General features: G+C 40.3%; 23 protein-coding genes. 9 read left to right on the forward strand and 14 right to left on the reverse strand.

The window, feature by feature from the left end:
* The 9 genes from KO534_RS05990 to KO534_RS06030 all read right to left on the reverse strand — a co-directional run.
* Positions 1-1,265 (reverse strand): ligand-binding sensor domain-containing protein (locus KO534_RS05990; RefSeq protein WP_289848756.1); only part of this gene is annotated, 1,265 nt, incomplete at its 3' end.
* Between the two features lie 193 nt (positions 1,266-1,458).
* Positions 1,459-1,833: a hypothetical protein gene (locus KO534_RS05995; RefSeq protein ID WP_215928422.1), complete on the reverse strand. Its 375-nt coding sequence runs from the start codon at positions 1,831-1,833 to the stop codon at positions 1,459-1,461.
* Entirely contained in the window at positions 1,833-2,048 is a 216-nt protein-coding gene (locus KO534_RS06000) for a DUF3820 family protein (RefSeq protein WP_215928424.1), read from the reverse strand. Before KO534_RS06000 ends, KO534_RS05995 begins: the two co-directional genes overlap by 1 nt.
* Entirely contained in the window at positions 2,041-3,846 is a 1,806-nt protein-coding gene (locus KO534_RS06005) for an ABCB family ABC transporter ATP-binding protein/permease (protein WP_215928427.1), read from the reverse strand. The genes KO534_RS06000 and KO534_RS06005 overlap by 8 nt, the downstream gene beginning before the upstream one ends.
* A 58-nt stretch (positions 3,847-3,904) precedes the next feature.
* A complete protein-coding gene (locus KO534_RS06010; RefSeq protein WP_215928431.1) occupies positions 3,905-4,993 on the reverse strand; it encodes a GGDEF domain-containing protein in 1,089 nt (362 codons plus the stop codon).
* Between the two features lie 9 nt (positions 4,994-5,002).
* Positions 5,003-5,602, reverse strand: a complete 600-nt coding sequence (locus KO534_RS06015) for a PqiC family protein (protein WP_215928434.1) — start codon at positions 5,600-5,602, stop codon at positions 5,003-5,005.
* 1 nt (position 5,603) lies between these two features.
* A complete protein-coding gene (pqiB, locus tag KO534_RS06020; protein ID WP_215928436.1) occupies positions 5,604-7,286 on the reverse strand; it encodes an intermembrane transport protein PqiB in 1,683 nt (560 codons plus the stop codon).
* On the reverse strand, positions 7,283-8,428 hold the full coding sequence (locus tag KO534_RS06025; protein WP_215928438.1) for a paraquat-inducible protein A: 1,146 nt from the start codon (positions 8,426-8,428) through the stop codon (positions 7,283-7,285). Before KO534_RS06025 ends, pqiB begins: the two co-directional genes overlap by 4 nt.
* Before the next feature lie 133 nt (positions 8,429-8,561).
* Positions 8,562-9,962 carry a pyridoxal phosphate-dependent decarboxylase family protein gene (locus KO534_RS06030; RefSeq protein ID WP_215928440.1) on the reverse strand — a complete coding sequence of 467 codons (1,401 nt, stop codon included), beginning with the start codon at positions 9,960-9,962 and terminating at the stop codon, positions 8,562-8,564.
* Positions 9,963-10,211: 249 nt separating this feature from the next.
* Here KO534_RS06030 and KO534_RS06035 point away from each other — a divergent pair, with 249 nt between their 5' ends.
* Positions 10,212-12,284 (forward strand): M13 family metallopeptidase, encoded by a 2,073-nt coding sequence (locus tag KO534_RS06035; RefSeq protein WP_215928442.1) that lies wholly within the window; start codon positions 10,212-10,214, stop codon positions 12,282-12,284.
* Between the two features lie 59 nt (positions 12,285-12,343).
* Here KO534_RS06035 and KO534_RS06040 read toward each other — a convergent pair whose 3' ends face one another.
* Positions 12,344-13,465: a zinc-binding dehydrogenase gene (locus tag KO534_RS06040; protein WP_215928444.1), complete on the reverse strand. Its 1,122-nt coding sequence runs from the start codon at positions 13,463-13,465 to the stop codon at positions 12,344-12,346.
* A 356-nt stretch (positions 13,466-13,821) separates the two neighbouring features.
* Positions 13,822-15,219, reverse strand: a complete 1,398-nt coding sequence (asnS, locus tag KO534_RS06045) for an asparagine--tRNA ligase (RefSeq protein ID WP_215928446.1) — start codon at positions 15,217-15,219, stop codon at positions 13,822-13,824.
* Positions 15,220-15,511: 292 nt separating this feature from the next.
* Here asnS and KO534_RS06050 point away from each other — a divergent pair, with 292 nt between their 5' ends.
* The gene (locus tag KO534_RS06050; protein WP_252731986.1) at positions 15,512-15,910 is read left to right on the forward strand and encodes a hypothetical protein; all 399 of its coding nucleotides are present in this window, start codon (positions 15,512-15,514) and stop codon (positions 15,908-15,910) included.
* Here KO534_RS06050 and KO534_RS06055 read toward each other — a convergent pair whose 3' ends face one another.
* Positions 15,911-16,405: a GNAT family N-acetyltransferase gene (locus KO534_RS06055; RefSeq protein ID WP_215928448.1), complete on the reverse strand. Its 495-nt coding sequence runs from the start codon at positions 16,403-16,405 to the stop codon at positions 15,911-15,913. It lies immediately after the preceding gene.
* A gap of 29 nt (positions 16,406-16,434) precedes the next feature.
* Between KO534_RS06055 and KO534_RS06060 the strand changes: the two genes are divergently transcribed.
* Positions 16,435-16,779: a 5-carboxymethyl-2-hydroxymuconate Delta-isomerase gene (locus KO534_RS06060; protein ID WP_215928450.1), complete on the forward strand. Its 345-nt coding sequence runs from the start codon at positions 16,435-16,437 to the stop codon at positions 16,777-16,779.
* A gap of 8 nt (positions 16,780-16,787) precedes the next feature.
* Here KO534_RS06060 and KO534_RS06065 read toward each other — a convergent pair whose 3' ends face one another.
* Positions 16,788-18,302, reverse strand: a complete 1,515-nt coding sequence (locus KO534_RS06065) for an AMP-binding protein (RefSeq protein WP_215928452.1) — start codon at positions 18,300-18,302, stop codon at positions 16,788-16,790.
* 318 nt (positions 18,303-18,620) lie between these two features.
* On the opposite strand from KO534_RS06065, the gene KO534_RS06070 reads away from it, so the two are divergent.
* Positions 18,621-19,157, forward strand: coding sequence for a DUF6817 domain-containing protein (locus tag KO534_RS06070; RefSeq protein WP_215928455.1), 537 nt, complete (start codon positions 18,621-18,623; stop codon positions 19,155-19,157).
* Between the two features lie 37 nt (positions 19,158-19,194).
* Here KO534_RS06070 and cysK read toward each other — a convergent pair whose 3' ends face one another.
* Positions 19,195-20,199, reverse strand: a complete 1,005-nt coding sequence (cysK, locus tag KO534_RS06075) for a cysteine synthase A (protein WP_215928458.1) — start codon at positions 20,197-20,199, stop codon at positions 19,195-19,197.
* Positions 20,200-20,336: 137 nt separating this feature from the next.
* On the opposite strand from cysK, the gene KO534_RS06080 reads away from it, so the two are divergent.
* The 5 genes from KO534_RS06080 (at position 20,337) to KO534_RS06100 (ending at position 26,256) form a co-directional block, all read left to right on the forward strand.
* Entirely contained in the window at positions 20,337-20,786 is a 450-nt protein-coding gene (locus KO534_RS06080) for an Lrp/AsnC family transcriptional regulator (protein ID WP_215928460.1), read from the forward strand.
* Between the two features lie 64 nt (positions 20,787-20,850).
* A complete protein-coding gene (locus KO534_RS06085) occupies positions 20,851-22,224 on the forward strand; it encodes a Na+/H+ antiporter NhaC family protein (RefSeq protein WP_215928469.1) in 1,374 nt (457 codons plus the stop codon).
* 19 nt (positions 22,225-22,243) lie between these two features.
* The gene (gene ggt, locus KO534_RS06090; protein ID WP_215928471.1) at positions 22,244-23,950 is read left to right on the forward strand and encodes a gamma-glutamyltransferase; all 1,707 of its coding nucleotides are present in this window, start codon (positions 22,244-22,246) and stop codon (positions 23,948-23,950) included.
* A 208-nt stretch (positions 23,951-24,158) separates the two neighbouring features.
* Positions 24,159-24,362 (forward strand): hypothetical protein, encoded by a 204-nt coding sequence (locus tag KO534_RS06095; protein ID WP_215928473.1) that lies wholly within the window; start codon positions 24,159-24,161, stop codon positions 24,360-24,362.
* A gap of 100 nt (positions 24,363-24,462) precedes the next feature.
* Positions 24,463-26,256 (forward strand): tetratricopeptide repeat-containing diguanylate cyclase, encoded by a 1,794-nt coding sequence (locus tag KO534_RS06100; RefSeq protein ID WP_252731987.1) that lies wholly within the window; start codon positions 24,463-24,465, stop codon positions 26,254-26,256.
* Positions 26,257-26,283 lie beyond the last annotated feature (27 nt).

A 26,283-nucleotide genomic window follows, 5' to 3' on the forward strand; every position in this document is an offset into this window, starting at 1 on the left:
CTCAAACTGATGGGGCTGTTCTTGTCATGTTTGTAGTGCGCAAATTGTTTGGTCGTTGAATTAAAGCGATTGAGGCCTCCTCCCCATGTACCGACCCACAATATGCCTTGCTGGTCTTGCATAATGGCTCGAACAATATTATTACTTAAACTCTGCGGGACTTTATCGTAATGGCGGTAATGGGTAAATTGCTCGGTAAGAGAATTTAAGCGACTAAGACCACCCCCATCCGTTCCTACCCAAAGATTTCCTTGTTGATCATAAATAATGGCTCGAACTAAATCATTACTCAAACTATTGAGGTTTGTTGTTTGATGACGATGATGAGTAAATTGTTTACTCTTTATGTCTAAATGATTAAGACCGCCACCAAGCGTTCCTAGCCATAGGTTGCCGTTTTTGTCCTGAACAATTTCATCGATTTCATCATGACTCAAACTGTTGGGGTTGTTGCTTTCATGGCGAAAGTGAGTGAATTTCTGGGTGCGTAGATTAAAATAATTCAGGCCACCACCTTTAGTGCCAAGCCAAAGGTTACCCCGTTTGTCTTCGACAATAGCACTGACGGCATTATTACTTAAACTATCCGGATTTATTGCTTGATGGCGAAAATGTGTAAATTGTTCAGTTTCAGGATGAAAAAGATTAAGGCCACCGGACCAGGTTCCTATCCAAAGGTTACCCTGTTGATCTTCAGTTATGACACTCACTGAATCATGACTTAAACTATTGGCATTGGTTGCCTGATGACGATATTGGGTAAACTGGTCGGTTAAAGGATCAAAGCGATTTAGGCCGCCGTTATCGGTTCCAACCCAAATGTTTCCTTGTCTATCTTGTGTTATCGCGTGGATGGTATCATTACTTAGGCTAGTGGGTTCTGATGCTTTATGTACGAAATGGGTAAACTGTTCGGTCGCAGGATCAAATCGGTTGAGACCACCGCCCCGCGTTCCAACCCATATATAGCCTTGTAAATCTTCATAAATAACGGTTATATAATTATTGGAGAGAGATTGGGAATTCTCTAAATCCTTTTTGAAAACCTTAAACTCATATCCGTCGTAACGCGCCAGTCCTTCTTCAGTTCCAACCCATAGAAACCCTAACCTGTCTTGTAATATTGCTTTTGCACTACTTTGGGGAAGTCCATTTTCAATCGATAGATGTTCAAAGCGAACCGATGCGCCTGCAGCGTAAACTAATGAGTGGGAACAAATCACGAGTAGCAACACTAAACCAAGGTACTGAATATTTCTTGTCAAAAGTTTGGATTCCGTTAGGTTACAATTTATCCGGAGATTTTGCGCCGCTAGTATAAATATAATTAAGTTTTAAAACAAAGGCATATCCAATTTATAGTGTATCTTTGTTTTGATTTTAGATATTGCTTCAAAAGTATGTTGTCATTTAATTAATACCGAAGAGGCTTATCACCTCATTTGTAATAGTTGGTAGCTAATAAATAGATAGCGAACCTATTTGCCGGTTAATCACTTCTTGACGCTCTTCTTCAGTAAGAATGCCAACTAAAGGTGTTTGTCGGCGGTATTTGGTAACAGTAGGTGAATTTTCGAGTAGGGTAGTCATAAATAAAGTGGGGTGCTCAACATATTCCAATAAACTTGACCAAAATAGGTAAGCGCCATGGCGCATTTTTCCAGATTCGTAGCGAACTTGTATGGTATTCACTACTTGTGAAATATAGTGATGATTTGCTAAAAGTTTCTCACCCATGGCTTTATGTAAAGACAGGATTTGTTGGTCAATATGTTGTTGCTGGACTGTTTGATTGTTGTTTCTCAAACGTCTTGTTTTGTTAAGACTAGGCATTAATCATCTCGTAACAGGGGAGCCAACATAGATTCAAGGCCATTGACTTTCACTTCATGTATTAACGCCAATTGTTGCCCTAGTTTCCCCTCGGGAAACCCTTTGTTGTTAAACCAAACTAGGTAAGGTTCGGGTAAGTTGAGCAGTTTCCTTCCTGCATATTTTCCAAAGGGCATAGTTTGGTTTATGGCATCTAGTAACGCTTGATTATCCAAGGTTAGTCTCGCTGTGTTGGTTGTTTTGCTGAGTGTCCCACAATTTTTTATAGGCGCCGTTTATTTGTAATAATTGCTGATGATTACCTTGTTCGAGGATCTTGCCTTGAGCCATGACTACAATCTTATCTGCATCTACGATAGTTGATAAACGGTGGGCTATCACCAAACTTGTATGGCCTTGTGATATCTCTTTTATCGCAGCTAATATGGCTTGCTCTGATTGGCTGTCCAGAGACGAAGTGGCTTCGTCAAAAACCATGATAGGTGGGCGTTTTAATATGGTTCGTGCAATGGCAACTCGTTGTTTTTCACCCCCCGAGAGTTTAAGTCCTCGTTCGCCAACTGTGGTTTTTTCACCTTGGGGTAGAGAGCTAATAAAACCACGAAGATGGGCTAAATCGATCGCCTGTTGTACTTCTTCGTTAGTGGCATCTGGGCGGCCATAACGTACATTTTCTAAAATAGTGTCATTAAATAACACAGTATCTTGGGGGACAATTCCAATGGTTTTACGTAAAGAGTGTTGATTGACAGTACTAATGTCTTGGCCGTCGATACTAATCTTACCTTTATTTGCATCGTAAAATCTGAATAAGAGTTTTACTAAAGTTGACTTGCCTGAGCCACTTTCACCTACTACCGCGACTTTTTGGCCAGGTAGAATTTCAAAACTGACATCCTCTAAAATAGTGCGGTCGGGGCGGTAACTAAATTGTATATGCTCAAAAGTAATCTTTCCTTGGCTAACAATTAAATCGTTAGCATTTTCATCAATAGTCACTTTGGGACGTTTATTTAAGAGGTTGAACAGATTCTCTATATTGGCTAATGAGCCACGAATCTCTCGGTATACAAACCCCAAAAAGTTCAAAGGCATGAAGATTTGCATGGTAAACGCATTGATCAATACAAAGTCACCAATAGTCATGTTTCCTTGGGCGACATTGTAGGCTGCCAATGCCATCATACTAGTCATCGCAATGGCGATAATTGACGCTTGACCACCATTTAATGCAAACAAGGATAAACGGTTTTTACGCCTAGCGGTTTCCCAATCAGCTAGGTCAGAGTCATATCTATTTGCTTCATAGTTTTCATTATTAAAATATTTAACTGTTTCGTAGTTGAGTAAACTGTCGATTGCTCGTGAATTGCTGCTGGAGTCTGCTTGGTTAACTTCGCGAACATACTTGGTACGCCAGTCTGTTGCTTTAACCGAAAAGCTTACGTAACAAATTACTGACACTAGTATTATCAGCGCAAAACTGACACCATAGTTGTAGAACAATACACCAATAACAACGGCAATTTCGAACAAAGTGGGGACAATGTTAAACACTAAAAAACGCATTAGAAAACTGATGCCACTGGTGCCCCGTTCTATGTCTCTGGATAGTCCTCCTGTTTGCCTATTTAGGTGAAACTCTAAGTCTAAATTGTGTAAGTGTCGAAACACTTGAATTCCTAAGCGGCGCATGGCACGTTCGGTTACCCTGCCAAAAAGTGTATCTCTGATCTCGCCAAACAAAACATTAGCTAGGCGCAATAAACCGTAGGCTGCAATTAAGCCAAAAGGGACTAATAAAATGCCATTTGTCGACGAGGTATCATTTAGCTCATCAACGGTATATTTGAGAATAAAGGGTAAATAAATACTTGCGGTTTTAGCGGCTACTAAGCATAACAGGGCGAGGCCAACTCTGACCTTGAATTCAGTTAAGTAAGGCCACAACTGGGAAAATATGCGCCAGTTGATTGGCGTGTCTGCATCGATAGGGTTACGGTTGCTACGCATGGAGTGAATGTTTTACCTTAGAATTAATGTTCGAATAAGCCTTTGTTAAATACATCGCTTAATCAATGATGCAGCGGTTGCGGCCTTGCTCTTTGGCTTTGTATAGGTTGGTATCTGCTTTAGTGATGGCTTGGTTGATGGTATCAGTGGTCGCAATTTGATGTATGCCAATGCTAATGGTTACTCTGAAAAGTTTATCATTTTGTTTGAATTGTGTATCAGCTACTTTTTTGCGTAACTTTTCTGCCAATTGCATTGCATGTTCACCATTGGTTTCTGGCAATAAAAATAAGTACTCTTCGCCTCCCCATCTTGCAAGTGAGTCCTGTTTACGCAATCCAGCTTGTAAATTAAGGCCTAAACTTTTTATCACTTCATCACCTTTGTCGTGACCATATTTGTCGTTCACCACCTTGAAGTGGTCAATATCACACATCATTAAGGTTAAATCGTTTTTGTAACGCTGGCTTCGGTCAAACTCATTTTGGAGCTTTTCCCGCATTCCACGGCGATTTAATAGACCTGATAGAGGGTCGCACATGGCTTGTTTTTCGAATTTTTGACTCATTTCTTTGATGCGCTGAAAAGAGTTTTTCCTGACATATTCGTAAAGCGCAAACAGACATGAAACAGTCAAAAATGAGTAAATTAATCTAGACTTAAATTCAAAAGTGTAAACAGTGCCCAGCCATTCGTTATTAGGATAAAACATCAAAGCACTGATCACTAAAACAAAGATACCAAGGTTTCGAGTACCTTTACGCATTCCCCCAAAAAATAACGCTACAGGTGGCACAATGTAAATCCATAGCGGTCCAGTGCCGTTGACCCCACCGGTAAATACGAGATACAGCATAAGTATCATGAGCGAAGAGGTAACTAAATTGGCGGATACTTTATAAGGGTTTTCAAATCGTTTTGAACGTAGGATTAGGTGTGAAGTAAAAAAAGCGGCGCAAGCAATGAGTAGGACCGAACCGAGCAACCAATCATGTCTTATACAAGCACTTACACCCATTAGAAAGGTGACAGTGTAACCAATAAAACTAAATAAATTGGCGATAAAAATTTGTTGATTTGTTTCTGGATTGTTGCTTTGCACCACGCCAGTATTTAAATGATTCTGAATAAACCTTTTAAAATCCATAAATCCCATTTAACTATTCACCAAAGCCGCAATATCCTTTTCAATTTGATTCGCTAATTTGCCAATTAACTTACGGAGTTGTTCGACTCCATGTGAATAACCGTCCTGTGTTAAGTCTGATTCAAAATAGAATGAATGCGCTGATGTGACAAGCGTTTTATTGCTATCTTTAATGGCGTTATTAGCCGTTAGCCAATAACGCCCAGAACTGACGACCTTTGAGGTGTCGGTAGCATGAAAATGATTTAATTGAACCTTAATTACAGTGTTGGCAACCGTCGCCTCTGGCGCAGATGAGGCAAGATAATTACGCTGACCTTTGTTATTTAGGTCTTGCAGCAATGCGTTATAAAAAGCGGACTGTAATTTCTCAGCCCACACGTCTTGGCGAGAGAAATGGAGTTCATGGTCATCGACTTGTAATACTAAACTTGATTGCCGTAAATAGTCTGCAACTTTTAACGATTGTAAAACGGCTACCGGTTTTGTCGTATCGCTTTGGGGAAGCACTTTATTTACGGGAGTATGCAATAAGTAGTAGCGCACATTGAGTGGCTCAGAGGTGCAACTGAGTAACAACATACATAAACAAATAGTGATTGCTTTCATTTTATTTTGTTGCCTCATTTTTGTTGGTTTGCTTAGCCTTAGGAATTAACCTTGTTCCATCACCATTAGTAAAAATCAAACTGTTAGGTTTGCTATTTAGCTGCATCAACAATGGTTGTAACTCTTGGATGATGCCTTGTAGTGACCGCATAGTGTGGTTGAGCTCTTTGTACGTGTCTGAGTCAGCCGAATAATCACGGGTTAAGTTAGAAATGTTTGCTAACGTTTCAGCTAAAGTGCTGCTTATTTGATCTTGTTGCACTGACGATAGCAAGCTCTCCACAGCGTTCGCAGTAGTTTGCAGTGATTGTGCTGTTTGAGAGATTTGCGACAGCATTGTATTGGCATTGTCGGACAAGTCTTTTAATTTGATTTCATTGATGTTGTCTAATATCGCGGTCACTTTTGAGGTGATTTCTGAAAACTCTCCAGTTATGGTCGGTATCACTTCATACCCATTGTGTTGTTGAGCTACAAAATGCGGAGCGTCTGGATAATGCTGTAAGTCTACGAACAACGCACCTGTCAAAAGGTTGCCTGTTTTTAGAGTGGCTCGAAACCCCTGTTCAATCCACAGGCTGGTTTGTTTGCGAATAAAAGCGATACCCTCGGCATTGTCTGGTTGTTGTATTCGACCAGGTTGAATACTGATAACGACAGGGATGTCATAACCTTGTTTTAGGAGGTCTTCTTGGGTGTTTTCTAGTGAATTAATAGACAAAACTTTGCCAACAATTACGCCCCTGTACTCCACAGGGGCCCCTACCTGAAGTCCACGGATCGTGTCTTTAACGAGGATTACGTATTGAGCATTGAATTTAAAACGTTCCTCTGAAGCTGAAGCGTAATTGGGGTGAATATCAAAAAAACTGCGTTCCTCGATTTGTTCACCTACAGGCATGCCTTCAGGAATACCAAAAGTCACACCATTGGTAAGTAAGGTTTCTAAACTACCGGTACTAACTTTGACTCCACTGGCCCCCAATTCCATTTGCACGCCACTGATATCCCAAAACTTAGTGTTAGAAGTAATCAGCTTATGATAGGGGGCTTCAATGAAAGTATTGTAATACACAATCCGTTCCTCGAAATTAAAATGGATGTCTTCAAACTCACCCACTTTTATACCTTTATATACGACCGGATCGCCTTTTTTATATGCGAATTCACTTTCGCTGTTTAAGGTAACGTGTAATCCAGGGGTGCCCGCAGGAGTGACAGGTGGCGCGTCAAGCGCCACAAATTCATCACTCATTTCTTGGTTAATACCAGGGGCCATATTAATATATGGACCAGATAAAATAGTGCCGAGTCCAGAGATACCACTGAGGGAAACGCGAGGTGAAACAATCCAAAACTGATTATCAGCATGCAGAATGGGACTCACTTTTTTATCCATCCTGACCGTGACTAACACTCCGCTTAAATCTTCAGAAAGCTCTATATTTCTGACCAAGCCAATATCTACGTCACGGGTCTTAATTTTGGTCTTTCCCGCCTCTAGACCCGTAGCGGTTTTAAACTGAATGGTGATCAGTTGCCCTTGATTGCTCCATTGGTAATAAATCATCCACAGGCCTATAAACAAGGCTACTATTGGTACTAGCCAAATCTTTGAAACTGTTCTAACCGGTTTCACTATGGCTTCTTCAGGTAAAGTAGAGGGCGACTGTTCCTGGCTCATATTGGTTTCTCGTTTCCTTGTAATTTTTGTGTCTTATACCAAATAAGTCTTGAGTCAAACGACATCGCCGCTAGCATGGTACAGATTACTACACCACAAAACGCCAGAGCGGCGTGGCCTGGCAATATATTCATAATGTTGCCTAGTTGAATCAAGCTGACCAATACCGCCACTACAAAAACATCTATCATCGACCAGCGCCCCACAAATTCGGTGAATCTGTACCAAAATATTCTTTCACGCAGAGCATGTTGCTGTTTGGTTTGCACTGAATAATTTAACCAACACAATATAATTATTTTTGCCGCCGGGATACACACACTGGCGATAAAAATAATAATCGCGATAGGGTATGACCCCATTTTCCAAAGAATGATAACGCCTCCGAGAATGGTATTGGGCTCATCTGTACCTAGCACATTGGTATGCATTATAGGTAATATATTGGCTGGGACGTAAAGCAAAATAGAAGTGAATAACAAAGCCCATGTTGTTTGAATACTGTGGTTGCGGTCAATTGGTGTATGTTCTTCAACAATATTGTTGATCAGTAATTGTTGAAGTTGATATTTATCTACATATAACAGGGTAATCGTCATAAAGAGGGTAAACAGCAGGTATGCATAGAAAGACAAACCTATTCCAATGTCAGCCATTGACATGATTTTGATTAAGCTGACTAACACTCCAATCATGAATATTTCAGCCATGGTCCAAGGGAGCAATCTAAATAAAAGTGCTAACAACCATTTGGCATTTTTAGGCCGAAAACCTAGGCTCAGGGGGACCAATAAATACAACAAACTTATCAAAACAAAAGCGGGAAGTATTAACACCGCAATTGCCTCTACTAATGCTAGTAGTCCATAGTTTTTTTCAACTAAAATCCAAAAACTACTAATAATATCAATAGACTGAGACTGGCCACTGCTGCTAAAAGATAAAAATTCAAAGGGCAAGGAAGCAAACAGAAAAATAAGGGAAGTGGCAGCCAGGGCAATAATTTTCTGCGACGCATTGTGATGGTAAACGGTTAACTGTAATCCACATCGAGGGCACATCGCTGCTTGCTTATGAGACAACTCAGGCAACTTAACTTTATAGTGACATTCATGGCACATAATTATTGTTGGCTTCGACATTATGGACTTAGTGTTAATTTACGGTTGATCAAGTTGTTGGTGTCATAAATAACTGACGAGTTATTAAACATCAATTTAGCTAAAAATTCAGTAATTATCCCATACCACCTCAAATACACAGATGGTTTGGGTATCAACTTTGTTTTCCTAGTACTTGATTTCTCGCGGCAACAAATGTTTTGACTGAACGCCTTACATCTTGCTCCGTGGTTGCCCAAGAACACACACTGATTCGTATTACCCGTTGTTCTTGCCAAATTGAACCACCGCACCAACACTCTCCCGATTGTTGTACTAAGGTTAAGATTTGTTGGGTTAGTTGCTCAGTTTTATATCTTAAAATCACTTGGTTAAAGACTACATCATTTAATACCTGAAACTCGTTTTCAGCTAATAAACTAGCAAACAGATTTGCGTGAATATGCAGTTGTTCTACTAATTCTGAAATACCACTTCGACCTAGATATTTCATTGCGGCCCACAGCTCGACAGCTCTTGCCCGTTTCGACATTTCTGGGGTGTACAATAAACCATCTCTTTTTTCACTAAACTGAATATAACTTCCTTGCTGATGTAGGGCGTTGGTTAGAGCTTCAGAATCTTTACACAATACAATACCGCAATCATAAGGTGTGTTGAGTGTTTTGTGGGCATCAACAGACCAAGAATCCCCGAGCTGCATACCTTTTGTTTGTTTGGAAAATGTATTTGTTGCTTTGGCCCATAAGCCAAATGCACCATCAATATGCACCCAAGCTCGGGCTTTTTTCGCCAATTCGCAGATTTCAGTGAAATTATCAAATGCCCCCGAATTCACATTGCCAGCTTGTAACACTAAAATACAACTGTTATCCAACTGGGGGATTTTTTCAACTAACATTCTGCCCTGTGTGTCACAGTCCACCCATTCAATAGAGCGTTGTCCAAAACCTAATAAACTAATGGCTTTTGCTACCGTACCATGAGTTTGTTTGCCTAGAACTAAACGAATCTTAGGCGCAGCAAATAACCCTTGTTGATTCACATCCCAGCCTAGTTTTTGCAATTGCCTAAATCGTGCAGCAGCAAGACCAGACAGTGTCGCAATCGAAGTACCACTGACAAAGCCCGCTACGGTATTTTCAGGTAGGTCGAATAACTGTTGTAGCCAGGTCTCACAAATACTCTCCAATTTAGATGCGATGGGCGACATCACATCCAAAGCAGCATTTTGATCCCATATGTCAGACAACCATTTGGCGGCTAAAGTAACGGGTAGGGCATTGCCATTTACAAATCCAAAATAACGCCCTCCTGTTTGCGCGACTGTATTGGGAGAGCCTATAGTTTTAAGTAAGTCCATAACTAAGGCGGGATCGCTTGTTTTGTTAGGTAATGACTCATCAAAAATGCCGAGCTTTTCTATCTCAGATGAGTTAGGAAAAACCCGCTGCTCTGATATCGTATCTATATAGGAAAACGCCGCCTGCTGAGCTTGAGTGAGTAGAGCTTTACTTTTTTGTTGTTGAAATAATGCGAGTTGAAGTGAAGTCATTGTATCTCCTTATTTTAAAGCTTCATTATTATGCTAAATAAGTCGCTGTGACAGCCACAGATTGCGTGACTTTGAGCTATACAGAATTAAAAGTTGAGATTAGAAACTAAGAATAAATTGAAAGGCCTAGATAATTACCTTTACGTTTTAATGGTTTGGTTTGTGGTTTATTTACTTTTCACTGAACCTAATTTAGGTTATCACCGTTATCAATATGTCAAAAAACGTTTAACAACAGATGGAATAAGAATGAAAAAAACTATTATAAGTACTGCAATAGCATCAATTTTTTTACTAAGTGCGTGCAGTAAGCAGGGAGAGCAACAACAAACTCATGCAGCCGTTGCAGACGTGCAGAAGGATACCGCTGAATTGGGTAGTTTCGGAGTTGAGTTAGACGCAAGAGACGAATCTATTAAACCTGGCGACGACTTCTTTAAATACGCTGGAGGTACCTGGTACGATAATTTTGAGATGCCAAGTGACAAAACGCGTTATGGGGCATTTGATAAGCTAGCTGAGCGCAGTGAAACGCAAATCAAAGAATTAATAGAGGAAATCACTGGCGGCAGTGACTTGAATTCTGAACAGCAAATGATTGCAGATTTTTATTCTGCTTATATGGATTTTGAAGCGGCGAACGCTAAAGGCCTCAAGCCTATCTCTCACATACTAGAAAAAATCAGTAACATAGGTAATAAACGTGCCTTAACCGCAGCCTTTGGTCGTGCTTGGTTAGATGGCTCGATAACTCCAATCGTAGCAAGAATGGGGTTGAACCGTTTAGATCCTGATCAATACCAAATGTCGGTTGGCGTGGCGGGGTTAGGTTTACCGGATCGTTCATACTATTTAGAGGATTCAGAGCGTTTTGTTGAAATTCGCAAAGCGTATTTAGCCCACATTGAACAAATGTTAGAATTTACAGGTAGCGCCGATACAGCGAGAAAAGCGCAACAGATTCTTGAACTTGAAACTAAAATTGCTGCAGTGCAATGGCCTCGAGAGAAGCGACGTGATAGAGATTTATCACTTAATCAAATACAGCGAGAATATCTGACAGATACCTACAACGGATTCGATTGGGATACCTTTCTCGCCCAAACTCAATATAAAGTACCTCACCTTAATGTCTCGCAACCTCAACCTATTAAGGAAGTAATAAGAGTCATAAAGGAACAACCTTTAGATGTATGGAAAAACTATTTAACGTTCCATACTATTTCCAATCATGCGTCGTTTTTGAGTGATGATATTTTTAATGCAAACTTCGACTTTGTTGGCAAAACTCTTAATGGGCAACAACAACCTCGTCCTCGCTGGAAAAGGGCAATTGCCGCTATGTCGGGCACGCAAACCTTAGGTTTTGCAATAGGTCAAACCTATGTAGAGAAACATTTCCCAGCGAGTTCAAAATCGCAAATGGCTGATTTAGTGGAAAACCTTCGTAAAGCTTTAGGTGAACGTATCGAAGCTTTGGATTGGATGGGAGAGCAAACTAAAGAAAATGCACAAGCAAAACTGCGCGCATTCGTACCCAAAATTGGTTATCCAGATGTTTGGCAGGATTTCACTGGTTTAGAAATTAAAGCGGACGATTTAGTAGGCAACGTGTTACGAATGCGAGAGTTTTTCCGTGCAGACAGTGTTGCTAAAGAGTTACAAAAAACTGATCGAAATCGCTGGGCTATGGCACCGCAACGAGTGAATGCGTATTACAATAGCTCGTTTAATGAAATTGTTTTCCCAGCTGCGATATTACAGCCTCCGTTTTTTGACCCAAATGCCGACCCCGCAGTTAATTATGGCGGAATTGGTGCGGTAATTGGACATGAAATGGGGCATGGTTTTGATGACCAAGGCTCTAAGTCTGACGCTAATGGCATTCAACAAAATTGGTGGACTGATGGAGACCGAGCTGCGTTTGAAACTAAAGCTGATGCCCTTGCTGCACAATATAGTGCCTATGAACCAATTGCAGGAAACTTTGTTAACGGTAGAAATAGTTTGGGCGAAAATATCGGAGATGTGGGGGGATTAGCCATGGCGTACCATGCATACAAGTTGAGTCTAAATGGTAAAGACGCGCCAGTTATTGATGGTGTTACTGGCGATCAACGTTTTTTCTTAGCGTGGGCACAAGTATGGCGTGAGAAGCGGACCGAACAAAGTATGTTATCTCAGTTAAAAGGTGGCACACATGCACCGGGTCGTTATCGTGCATTGGCACCGCGTAATCACGATGCTTGGTACGAGGCCTTTGATGTAAAACCTGAAGATGCCTTGTATTTGGCCCCAGAAGACCGAGTGCGAATTTGGTAATTGATTTCAATTCAATAAAAACGGGCGCACTAGGCGCCCGTTTTTATTTGCTGAGTGAATTACGCCTTAGTTGGGTTAACTAGGTATTTTTCACCGGTCTTTTTGGCATTGTATTTAAGCACAGTCTGCGGTTGCATAACTTCTTCAAGACTGAGCTCTTGTGTGAAGTTAGAAGCAAAAGTAGTGTTAATTTCATCGGCTACTTTTTTATGTAATTGCGCAACTTGCTCAGGCTGTAATTTACCTAAGAAACGCATTAACAGCCAACCACCTATGCCCCATGTCATACCATAGGCTCGGTTTAGTACGGTAGGAGAAAAGTCTAATCCACCGTAAATGTAAACTTGTTTGTTGGCTTCAGAACCATAGGTATTAAAGCCCACAGCGTCTTTGCTGCCTACTGCTTCCATCGCGGTTAAGATATCGCTTACTAGCTCACCACCACCAATCGCATCAAAAGCAAGTGTAGCGCCTGTTGCTGCAATCGCTTTGTATAAGTCGACTCTAAAAGTAGGACTAGATGAATCGCAAATATACTTAGCACCTATTTCGGTCAAAATATCTGTTTGTTGTTGATTACGCACTATATTCACTAAAGGCACGTTTTCAGCTAGACAAATTTTGTTGAGCATTTGACCTAAAGCTGAGGCTGCAGCGGTATGAACTAATCCTGTATGACCTTCCATTCGCATAGTCTCGACCATGCCTAAAGCCGTTAATGGGTTGACAAACGATGATGCCGCTTCTTTAGCCGTGGTGTTTTCGTTGTGTACTATGCAAGCTTGCATTGGTACGCAGCAAAATTCGCTATACACAGCACCCGATAAAACCCCTACTGTTTTGCCCATCAAAGCTTTTGCTGCAGGGTGGTCGCCAGTTGCCACTACTGTACCAGCGCCCTCATTGCCAATAGGTAACACTTGATCTAAACGCGACTTTATTCGAGGTAACATACCTTTATGAATAGGAGCCGTCATGAGTTTTTTGTCGGCATCGTATTTGGCTTCAGTTAAATCAGCAGGGCCAAACATAGGCCACATGTCAGATGGGTTTATAGGTGCCGCTTCAATACGTACTATTACTTCATGGGGTTTAGGTGCGGGTACGTCGAGTTCTTTTAGAGATACTTCCAGCTGACCTTCTGAAGTAATTTGGGTAAAAAGTTGCTTTGATTTGTTCACTGTTATTGACTCTCCACTAAGGTAAAAATTATCTACAACTTTGCTGGTTTAGGTTGATAACAAAGTTGTTTGCTCAGGTCGATTTGTAAAGGTGCCTTATGCCTAATGTTTCAAACTTCTAACATGGGATTAACATTAACCGAAACCAATATGCTGCAACATTTTATTAGTGAACATATCGTGATAATTCATATGTATGTTTATAGCAGGTTGCTACTAGCCAAGATGAAGAGGTCTAAATCATCGTACTACATCAGAATTTGAAAACTAAAAAAATCCCAGTTAGCTACCTAACTGGGATTTTTTGTTGTGAAGTACTCACAAAGCGACTTGCAATAATTGTCTACTGCAAATGTTTAATAATTTGCGTTACCCGGTGTTCTTGGGAATGCAATCACATCGCGGACATTCTGCATGCCTGTGACATAAGCAACTAAACGTTCAAACCCAAGACCAAACCCAGAGTGGGGTACTGTGCCGTATTTACGCAAATCACGATACCAGCTGTAGTCTTCTTGGCTAAGGTTCATTTCAGCTAAACGACGATCAAATACGTCAAGGCGTTCTTCACGTTGTGAACCACCAATTATCTCACCTATACCTGGCGCTAATACATCCATAGCCGCTACCGTTTTGCCGTCGTCATTAATACGCATGTAAAACGCTTTAATGTCTTTGGGGTAATTTTGCATAATGATGGGGGCACCAACGTGTTCTTCGGCTAAATAACGTTCATGCTCAGAGGACAAGTCCACGCCCCAGCTCACAGGGAACTCAAACTTTTTACCACAGTTTTGTAATATTTCGATGGCGTCAGTGTAGTCCATACGCACAAAATCTTGAGCGATCACTTTTTCTAAACGCGAAATTGCGTCTTTATTAATGCGCTGAGCAAAAAACGCCATATCGTCTGGACGCTCAGCCAAAACAGCCTTGAAAACATATTTAAGTAAGTCTTCGGAAAGCTGTGCAATATCCGCTAAATCAGCAAAAGCGACTTCAGGCTCGATCATCCAAAACTCAGCTAAATGGCGGCTTGTGTTGGAGTTTTCAGCTCTGAACGTAGGGCCAAAAGTATAAATCTTCGACATGGCTGTTGCATAAGTTTCACCGTTTAACTGACCTGATACAGTTAAAAATGTTTCTTTACCAAAAAAGTCTTGGCTGTAATCCACGTCACCCGATTCAGTCTTGGGGATATTAAGCATATCTAAAGTGGACACTCTGAACATTTCACCAGCGCCTTCGGTATCGCTAGCGGTTAATATTGGGGTACTTACCCAGCAATAACCTTGTTCATAGAAAAAGCGATGAATCGCTTGAGATAAACAGTTACGAACACGAGTCACTGCTCCGCCAACGTTGGTACGTGCGCGTAAATGTGCATGTTCGCGTAGGTATTCCATACTGTGGCGTTTAGGCGCCATCGGAAATGTGTCTGGGTTTTCTACCCAGCCAATAATCTCAACAGTCTCAGCTTCTATTTCTAAGGATTGCCCTTGACCTTGAGATTCTTTCAACGAGCCAGTCACCACAAGGGAGCAACTAGTAGTGAGTTTTTGGATATCGCTATAATTTTCAATGCTGCTAAGCGCAATTACCTGAATAGGATCAAAACAACTACCATCGTGCACGGCTATAAAAGATAAACCTGCTTTTGAATCACGGCGAGTTCTTACCCACCCTTTAATTGTCACTTGGTCACCAACTGAATATTTACCGGCAAAAATGTCTGCCACCGGGGCGTGCGCCATCTATTTCTCTCCAATTTTGGGGATTTAATTCCCGTCATCATTTTAATGTGTAAACTGTTTTTCAAAGCGCAAACAAAAGTACAATCGATAAAATCTAATTTACTGAATTTTGCTGGAAGCCACGTATGGAGACAAAAAATACTCTTGAAACTATGAATACAGCCGAAAACAACACAAATTGACTGTATTTCTACATACAGTTTACTTGGCTAATCTCTTAAGGTGTGTAATCTTACTCAGGTAGCGCTTAGACTCAAGAAAAATCGACAATAAAGCTAGTATTATTAAGCATATGAAAAATTTAACGCAATCAGTAAAACCAAATCGAAACAGAAGAAAGTTTCCTAGAGAAAAAGACAAGTTTTTCCAAACTATGGTCTTTCTTAACGTTTTGGGTTGGTTTGTGTTTATTGGAGCGCTATTGGTTTTTCATGATGCCCGTCCAGACTTTGTCTCTGGAGTGCAGGCTTTTTGGGGTATAGAAGGACGTCAGGGTTGGTCTAAAACGCTTACTATGTATTTAGCTGCTTTGTTATCGCTGTGTTTAATTATCAGTGTGACAGTATTAATTATGAAGCGTCGTCGCAATCGTCGTGACAGTGACCATTACGGTATCAATGGCTATGTGTTGTTATTTACCGCTGTTGCGAGTCTTATTATTTTATATTTTGAATATACGGCCTCTTCATGATCACAAGGATTTTCGCATTTTATAGTTACCCAATATTTGACCTCTGATTAACACATTCTGACTCTTCACTATTTTAAATCCGTATTTTTTGAAAAAGTCCAAAGCCGTGATACTGACATCAGCTGAAAGCTCAGTTATTCCGCGGTTTATAGCTAATCTGTGAATATGCACCATCAAAGCATTGCCGATACCTTTACCTTGATGTTGATGGTGGCAAAAAAAATGATCGATATAGCCGTCACTTTGCAAATCGCTGTAGCCAAATATGGTGCTGTCCTTTTTATCGCTATTGCCTCGAAACTCGCTGGAATTTACACAAACAAATGTACCGAGCGCCGCGAGCTTTTCCTGCCAAAACTGTTGGTCAAAATCGTTTGGGGCCCATGCATCTATTTGTTTTTGAGAATAATTAGCAGCATTGACCTTATGAATCGTTTGGTAGAAAAGCTGCCATATTTGATGTTCTTCACCAAAATGATAAGCTCTTATTTTCATTAATGCCCCCACCCAAACTAGGATTTACAATGCCTCACTGTATTATTGAATATTCTAAAAATCTACAGCAGACTATTTCCGTCGATGAGTTAATGACTGCTGTTCACGGCTACGTATTTTCATCTGGGCTTTTTGAAGAGTCATCTATTAAAATTAGGGCGATAGAATATGCGCACTATCAAACGGGTTTATCAGATATGCCGTTTGTTCACCTGACACTAAAAATTCTGCATGGTAGAAATCATCAGCAGAAAAAAGAGTTAAGTTATTTAGTGGCAGAAAACCTCAAAACCCATTTTACGTCACCTATTACCCTATCTGTTGAAGTAGCAGACATTGAGAAAGTGAGTTATAAAAAACTCGTTATCGAGTGAGCTAAGATTTAGCTTTTTCGCAATTTTTGCTTGAAAATTTTACCGCTGTCTTCCCGCGGTAGTTTCTTATGAATCTCAAGTGTTTTAGGGTATTTAAAACGCGCTAACTTACCTTCTAAAAAGTCATGAATTTGCGTTAAAGTGATATTGGTTGTGGGATGGCATTGAACTGCAGCGACTACTTTTTCACCGTATTCAGGATCTGGCATGCCAAAAATAGCACAGTCGAGTATTTCATCCATCTGAACGAGAACAGACTCTATTTCAAGCGGAAAAATATTGGCGCCGCCTGAGATGATCATGTCCTTTTGACGGTCATTGATAAACAAATAGTTTTCGTTATCTAAATATCCGATATCGCCGACCGACACGTAATTTTCATATTTGTAGGCGCTACTTTCGCCATCATAATTGGTATATTCGAACTCACCAAACATAGGCAGGTGTACGTAAATTAATCCTGATTGTAACTGCTCTAATTGCTGCTTAGATTCGTTTAATATTTTGATGTCACCACCAGGTACTACCTTGCCAACTGAGCCGGGCTTGTTTAACGCTTCAGCCGAGGAAATTAAAGTCATAAAGCCAATTTCACTGGCGCCGTAGGACTCATAAAATATTGGCCCAAACCAGTTAATCATCGCTAGCTTGACGACGCTTGGACATGCAGAACCCGTAGATATCGCAAATTTTAGAGAGCTGAGGTCATATTTTACACGGATGTTTTGCGGTAACTTTAATAACCTGATCATCATAGTCGGTACAATATAAATATGGGTGATTTTATTTTTGTCGATAGTGGATAAAAAAGCTTCTGGGTCAAATTTGGTTGCAATAAAAAGCGCTACCTCAGACGCCGCTAAGGAACAGATACTTAATGTATTTGGAGCACTATGGTATAGAGGAGCCGCGACAAAAAACTTATCGCTGGAACTTAATTGCATTAGGGACTTAGCTAACCCCTGATAGATTGCATATTTATCCGTATCACTATCATCTATTTTACGTTTTATGCCTTTTGGTCTGCCAGTACTACCAGAAGTATAAGCAAACATACCTCTAAAAGGTTTGGGAGTAGAATCGATTGGCAGGGTTGTTTGCAATGACAACTCAATATCTAAGGCTAAGTCTGCAGTACAGCTTGGTTGCTGTAAATCTATAGGATAGTTGTCTATCACTTCCTTGGGTGTGGGGAAAAATGCCAACAATACTTCGGGTAACTTGTATTTTTCAAGTTGCTTTATTAGGTCTTTGTGGGCGACCAATACTTTGGCGTGTGAGTCTTGGATTATATGTTCAATTTCTGTGGTTACCGAATGCCAGTTCAGAGGGACGAAGTAACAACCTAGATATCGACAGGCTTGAATAACCTCTAAGTATTTAACGTCGTTGCGCATTAAAATCGCTACGGTATCATTTGCCTCAATCCCCTTAACCTGTAATAAGTTGGCTAGCTTTTTTGATCTGATTTCAAATTCGGCTCTAGGTGTTGGGTTGCCATCTAAATACAAATTTCCGTTCATTTTTCTGCACCTCTTTTCTGCACCTCAAAAATTGACAGTTGTTTGATTACATAGCCTCATAACATCGCCCCAAAATGTCGGCCTAAAAAGAACGAATCTAAAAAATGCTAATGACTAATACCTTGATGCTTGAAAGATTCTCGAATGATTAACAATAATTAATATGCAAATTAGCCTAACATACTCGATTCTTAAAATACCAATAGTTCCAATGAATGGATTTGCAATACCTTAGGTAGGTGCAACTATTGCGCTTACCTCTTATATAAGCAAGTATACGATTAGTCTTGGTTAGCTAGTTTGATAAATTGAGTTGCTATGGATGAGAAATTTAGACGTTTGATAGAATTGGGTGCTGGGGAATTTGAGCATGTCGATGGTTCACTTATAGCACATTTGGAAGGTACTCGGTGTTTGTTGAAAGAGTGGAACGCATCAGAAATTTTGCAAAATGCTGCTTTGTATCACGCCGCCTATGGCACCTTAGCATTTTCACACAACGTCTTTGATCTAACCCAAAGAGATGAAGTTGCAGCTGTCATTGGCGAAGCAGCGGAACAGATCGTCTACCACTACTTCGCCTGCGATAGGGATGCTTTTTTTAAGCAGTTCGGAAACATCGCGCGTCCTGTTTATTACGATCGAATAACTAATCAAAAAGTTGTTGTATCAGATGAACTAATACAACAACTATGCGAACTTAGCGCAGCCAACGAAACTGAAATAGCGTTAAACAATCCCGATTTTGTCACTGAACATGGTTGCGAACTAGTCGATCTTTTCAGTCGCATGCAAGACTTTTTAAGCCCCAGTGCTAAACGAAAAATTCAACATGTTTTTGCCGCGTGTTTTTAAATCTATCGACATTTACTTTGGGTATAAACCAATAAGGTTAGTCCAAAAACAATTCAGTACTAAAATAGCGTTCAGCGTTATCTGCAAAAATAGTAACGATGTTTTTTCCTGAATTTTGCTGTCTTTGTGCGACCTTAATGGCTGCCCAAGCGGCGGCGCCTGAAGAAATTCCAACTGGTAATCCTTCAACTTGCGCCAACATTTGTGCATATTGAATTGAATCTTGGTCAGTGACAGTAATAATTTCATCTAGAATATCTACGTTTAAAACATCTGGAACATGACCCGAACTTAAACCTTGTATTTTGTGAACACCTTTTGAACCTTGACTTAAGACCGGGCATGAAGCCGGTTCAACGGCAATGATTTGAATATTTGGGTTGCGTATTTTTAGAGCTTTAGCGATACCGGTGATGGTACCTCCTGTTCCCACACCAGCCACTAAAATATCAACCTGGCCTGCAGTATCTCGCCATATTTCTTGTGCGGTGCTATTAAAATGCATAGTCGGATTAGCCTGATTCGCAAATTGATCTAACATGACAGCGTTAGGGTTGTCTTGAACCATTGCTCGAGCCTTGTCTATGGCGCCTTTTGTGCCTAATTCTTTGGCTGTGGTCACTAGGTGCGCGCCGTAATGTTTGATCAATTTCTGGCGTTCAATAGACATATGCTCAGGGATCACTATGGTCAACTTAATACCTTTCATCGCACAAATCCAAGCGCAAGCTACACCATTGTTTCCAGATGTAGGTTCGATAATTTCGGTTTTCTCATTGAAGTCTTTAGATTGAATCAGTGCATCGATCATTGCCATTGCTGGGCGATCTTTAATTGAACCCGCAGGGTTAAAATATTCCATTTTGGCGAGAATGTTCGCCTGCAAAGAGTATTTTTCAGCCAAACGATTCAGGCGCACTAAGGGGGTATTACCTATGGTTTGAGTGATGTCATCATATATCCTAGGAGAAATAATTGCCGCTGAGTTGTTGCTCTCAATTGCAGTAATATTCTCTGATAAGACGTTTGTGTGTGCGTTCATAGGTTAATACTCTGAGTAATTGGTTTGCACAATAGTTTGCCATGGCAAACTTGGAATAAAATTGCATATAATTCTTTAAAAATTTGATATGTTAGAAAATTATTCTATTTATGCCTTGCTAGGTGATATTAATAATTATGGACAGATTAGATTGTGAAATACTAAGGTTGTTGCAAAAAGACGCTACTCAGTCGGTGGCAGATATTGCAGAGCAGATAGGGTTAAGCACCACTCCTTGTTGGCGCAGAATTCAGTCTTTGGAAAAAATCGGTGTTATTGATCGACGGGTAGCCTTACTAAATCCGGAAAAAATTGGTTTAGGTATGACGGTTTTTGTACAAGTGAAAGCCTCTAAGCATGATTCTACTTGGCTAAAGAAGTTTGCGGAACACGCGACAAACATTGAACAAATAGTTGAATTCTATCGAATGAGTGGTGAATATGACTATATGCTCAAAGTAGTAGTAGCAGACATGCAAGCCTTTGATGTATTTTATAAGAGACTGGTAGACGGAATTGATTTGTCTGACGTAACATCGAGTTTTGCTATGGAGCAAATTAAATATACTACCGCACTGCCTGTTTAAGACTGAGCAATAGTCCTGCAGATTCATTTCAATAAAAAACGTGTCATCAAAATAAGGTTTGTTTATGCATTGGTATTCCATACTCCCCCCCGTTATTGCCATCATTATCGTGTTTTGGCGCAAAGAAGTGATATTGGCGCTTATAGCTGCGATTCTGTCAGCTGAGTGGTTGCTCGCCTATCAAAATAAAACAGAAGTCTTATTTACCGGTACTATTGGCTCAATAGAGCGGGTGGTCGAAATTGTGGTTTCGGAAGGTAACAGTAGGATTCTACTTTTTAGCCTTTTAATTGGGGCATTGTTAGCTTTTATGCGTTATTCAGGCGGAGTAACAGCGACAGTAGAAATGTTGATCAATAAAGGGGTGGCAAAGAGCAAAAAGCAAGTGGGCTTGCTGACTATGTTTACAGGCATAGTGGTATTTATCGAATCGAATCTAAGTGTATTGGCATCAGGTATTTTAGCCCGAGGATTGTTTGATAAATTTAAAATGAGCCGTGCAAGGTTGGCTTATGTTATCGATAGTACCAGTGCCCCCATTTGTATTCTTATTTTGCTCAATGGCTGGGGTGCGTTTATTTTGGCCTTGTTAAGTAATTATGAATTTGAACAAAGCGCGGTGTCTGTTTTATGGGGCACAATCCCACTTAATTTTTATGCAATTATTGCTCTTGTGATAGTCCTTTATACAATACTGGCAGATAAAGTTCATGGCCCTATGAAAGCGGCGGAGAAAGAACTGGCGACTATGGAAGGAGAACAAGTAGCAGTTCCAGCGACGAAAGCGCGGTTTATGTTGGTGCCTTTGGCAAGTATGATTTTTTCCATGGTAGGTTTTATGTTGTGGACTGGAGACGGTGACTTGGCTAATGGAAATGGCAGTAAGTCGGTGCTTTACGCCACTTTGTTTGCATGTTTTGTCGCCTATATTTTGATGTTAAGTGCTAAACAATCTTCTCATAAAGAATTAGTCGATACGGGTTTTAAAGGTATGGGAGAAATTTTACCTTTAGTGACTATCGTTTTGTTTTCACTCACACTTGGAGCCAGTTTAAAAGACCTCGGTACTGGCGTCTTTGTAGCTGGGATGGTAGGGGATTATTTGCCAGTGAGTTTAATTGTGCCTGTGTTGTTTTTAGCTGGTGCCATGATGTCTTTTAGTACAGGCACCTCGTGGGGGACGTTCGCCATACTTATTCCAATTGGGGTGCCGCTAATCCAAACCCTAGGGTTACCGCCTTCGTTAGTGATCGCTGCTATTTTGGGGGGAGGAGTATTTGGTGATCACTGTTCACCAATTTCTGACACTACAGCTGTGTCATCCATCGCGTCAGGTTGCGATTTATTGACACATGTACGTACACAAATGCCCTATGCGTTATTCGGCGGAGCCTTAGCCTTTGTTGGATATTTTATCGCTAGTTTAGTAATGATTTAAGTTTGAAGGAAAATAATTGATGGCAAAGATAACACCAAAGAAATTGTCGGGCCTGCTGCTACTCTCGTTAACGAGTCTGTGCCTTTTGGCATGTTCACAAAAGGAACTACCCACTCAAGCAACAGCGCCTGTAACTGTTAACCAAGCAGCTGTCGCTATGCCTGACAGCTACAGTGCAGACGTTGCTCGAGACATTTTACAAAAAGGTGGTAATGCGGTCGATGCTGCCATCGCGGCACAATTTGTATTAGCCGTTACCCTACCTGAAGCCGGTAATATAGGCGGTGGCGGTTTTATGCTGGTCTATAAGGACCAAAAAACTGACTTTATCGATTATAGAGAGCAGGCTCCTTTATCTGCACACAGAGATATGTATTTGGATGAAAACGGCGAGGTTATCCCCTATCAATCAGTAATCGGCATTTTGTCTTCTGGTGTGCCAGGGACAGTGGCTGGTATGTGGTTAGCTCATGAAAAACATGGCAGTTTACCCTGGAAAGAGCTCTTGCAACCCGCGGTCACTTTGGCTGAGGAAGGCTTTGAGGTGCACCCTAAACTCGCGAGTTCCATTGAAAGACATATAGCTCGATTGGAAAAGCGTGGTTTTGAATTAAATTTCAAAGATTATTTTGAATCTGCAAAAGCCAACCAAGTATTTAAACAAGCAGAATTGGCAGAAACCTTAAAGCGCATTCGAGATCAAGGACGAGATGGTTTCTATAAAGGTGAAACTGCAAAAATAATCAGTGATTTTATGCGTAAAGAAAAAGGATTAGTGACGGAAAAAGATCTGTTGTCTTATGAAGCTAAGACTCGCCAGCCTTTAAAGGCTAAATGGCGTGAATATCAATTGCTTACCTCACCACCGCCGAGTTCTGGTGGTGTTGCTATTATTCAATGGTTAAAAATGTACGACCTATTGACTCGTGATCAACAAAAACTGGCTCATAATTCTGCCGCTTATTTACATTTGTTGTCGGAAATTGGTAAACGGGTGTTTGCTGACCGAGCTGAATACCTAGGCGATCCGGATTTTATCGACGTGCCAGTGACTAACTTAATTGCTGATGACTATTTAACGATGCGAAGTCAGTCAGTTATGCGAGATAAGATATCAGAAACTGAATTAATTAAACCCGGATTAAAAGAAAGTGAAGAAACCACTCATTTCTCAGTGATGGATAAGTGGGGCAACGCAGTTTCGAACACTACCACTATTAATCTGGGATACGGCAGCAGTGTGGTGGTTGAAGGAGCTGGATTTTTATTGAACGATGAAATGGACGATTTTAGTTCTAAACCTGGTGTAGCCAACGTGTTTGGGGCTGTGGGTGGCAAAGCTAACGAAATACAGCCTAAGAAACGTATGTTGTCTTCTATGACGCCAAGTATGGTACTTCAAGATGGTAAAGTGGTGCTGGTAACAGGTTCACCAGGCGGTACCACTATTATAAGTTCAGTATATTTATCTATTTTAAATGCCCTAGAGTTTTCTATGGATGCAACAGATATAGTAAATCAACCCAGATTTCATCATCAATTATTGCCAAAAGATGTGATTCGTTATCATGATGGATTAGCCCCTGAAGTGATCAGTGAGCTAGAAAAAATGGGATATATCATGAGTAATCGTCGTTTTGGTGATATGCACGTTGTATTGAATAAAGACGGTAAATTATCCGCTGCTTCAGAAGCTAATGGCCGCGGAAAATCGATAGTCTTTTAGCCGTATCAGCGCTAATCAGTTAATGAATAACGAAGTTTTGTAACTACGCAAAATTTAGTTAAATTTCTTACTATTTGGCGCTTTTGGTAAACTTGGATATGCAATTTGTCCGTAAGATATTGAAAGTATTGATAATAAATCTTGGCCTTGGATTTGCTCTAGAGAGATAAAGTACACATTTATTTGTATCTATCAAATGGAGTAGGGCATGTCTAACAAGAAGCTATTTTGGATTGTTTTCATTATTTTATCCTGTTGCGAATTTGGCCAAATTGCATATTCAAAAAATTCATCTGTTGCTACCAACGCTGTTAAATCTGACACAATTAAATTGCAGTGTGATTTAGAAAAATTAGTAGATGACTGTCGAATAAAAGAGCCAACCTTAGCGAGTAACTCACTACCGCGTTAGGGAAGTTGAATCGAGTATCTGCTTTAATAATCGCATTTTTGTTGTTTTAACAATGAATAGAACTGGAAAAACACTGTGGTAACAATTAAGGTTACCGATTATGAAGTATATGCAAAGATTCCCTTTCTCATTTATTTTAAAAGCCTCGTTTGTAGGCTTATTTTTTGCTGTCTATTCACAAAGTGTGTTAGCTGACAAAGTAGACGACTTTATTCTAGATATTCAGGTTTCTACCTATAATTGTCCCGATGATGAATACATGCCGTTGGTTGAGCAATATATTAAAAGTTCCCGCGTTTTACCTGAACAACTCATTAAGTTAAAAGTCCACAAAGCGCAGTGGTTAATATGTGTTGGCAAGTATGATGAAGCCCAAAAAAAGCTTCAAGATTTATTGATAGATCCCAATATTAATCAACATTCACAAAGTTATGCCAGTATTCATTATCAGTTAGGTTATATTTTTGATGTTCAGGAAAAAACTGGAAAATGTGATTACTACCGTCAGTCGGAACAAATGGCCAAAGGTAAATTTAACGATATTCATTTGAGCTCACAACTTGGTCTTATTACTGTTTGTGGTCAAAAACAAGATATAGGTATCAAATTAGGACGTTTGTTTGCGCTGCTTGAGTCGTATTCTGATGGCTCTGATTTAGCGTCCTTAGCACATATTCATAATAATATTGGATTGCTGTACAGCTCTATTGGACAACGGGCACTCGCTGCGGAGCAATATGCAAAAGCATATGAAATCGGGTTAAACGTCTACGAAGAGAAGAATCAACTTGCTCCCTTGATTAGTTTAATCACCGCTTATACAGGTAGTGGCGATTATGAAAACGCTAACTTAATGATAGAGGAATTGGGTAGACGCAATTTAACAGTGAACACACCCTTAACCAATAGTTGGTATCACTTCGCGCAAAGTCGCCAAGCATATCGTACTAACGATTTTGAAGCATTGCGCAAGAGTTTGCGAACTTGGGGGGTGTTCCTCGAACAAATTTCCGATAAGACAATGGAAAGATTACATCAGTGGTATGTGGCTGCTCTGTGTTTACATGATGAGGACAAAGCGTGCGTTAGGGAATTCTTACAAAAACAAAATGATGTTAATTTAGCGATGCCAGCTAGATTATCTAAACATATTTATTACACCGCTTTTTTAGTTAAGGCACATTTGTTTTTAGGAGACGTTGAAGCGGCAACCCTTAGTTTTGATAACTATTCAGCTATCGCTCTAGAGAAAATTAAAAATCAACAAACATCTGCTCGTGTGCTTGGTGTAGCGAATCTACACAATGAAATTAGTGGTTTGGAATCAAATTTAGCTAAGGCACAAGAACAGCGTTTGCAGATTATATTGTTTGTGTTATTCAGTATTTTAGCCTTGATAGCGTTAATCTATTTTACTTTAGGTAGGAGTTATCTGCGTAAGTTAGCCACTGATCCACTTACTGGATTCTCAAATGAACATTCAGTAATGTCAAAGGTTAAGAAGGTAAGCGCACCTGTAGGTGATAATGTTAATGCTTTGGCTCTAATAGATGTGGTTAATTTGACTGCTATGAATGCTGAACATGGTTATAAGGCTGGAGAGCAGGCATTAAAACAAGTTGCCGATTGTTTAAGGCAGGTAACCAGGGAAAAGGATATTGTTGGCCGTGTAGGAACTGATCAATTTATTGTTTGTTTAGTCAACCTAGAAAATATTATTGCAGAAGAACTATTTTCAAGAGTACAAAATGCTTTAACTGATATAACAATTAAAGATGACAATGGCGAAAAAGTCGCTGTCGATACGAATATGCATGTTTATACTTCGGTAACCAGTTTAGCTGATGGCGACGAAGTACTAGCTGAAATTCGTAGTGTGCTACGCAAGTCATAAGTTATTTTAATCTGTAATCTCCCAAAG

This window comes from Paraglaciecola arctica, from assembly GCF_018861065.1.
GTDB lineage: Bacteria > Pseudomonadota > Gammaproteobacteria > Enterobacterales > Alteromonadaceae > Paraglaciecola > Paraglaciecola arctica_B.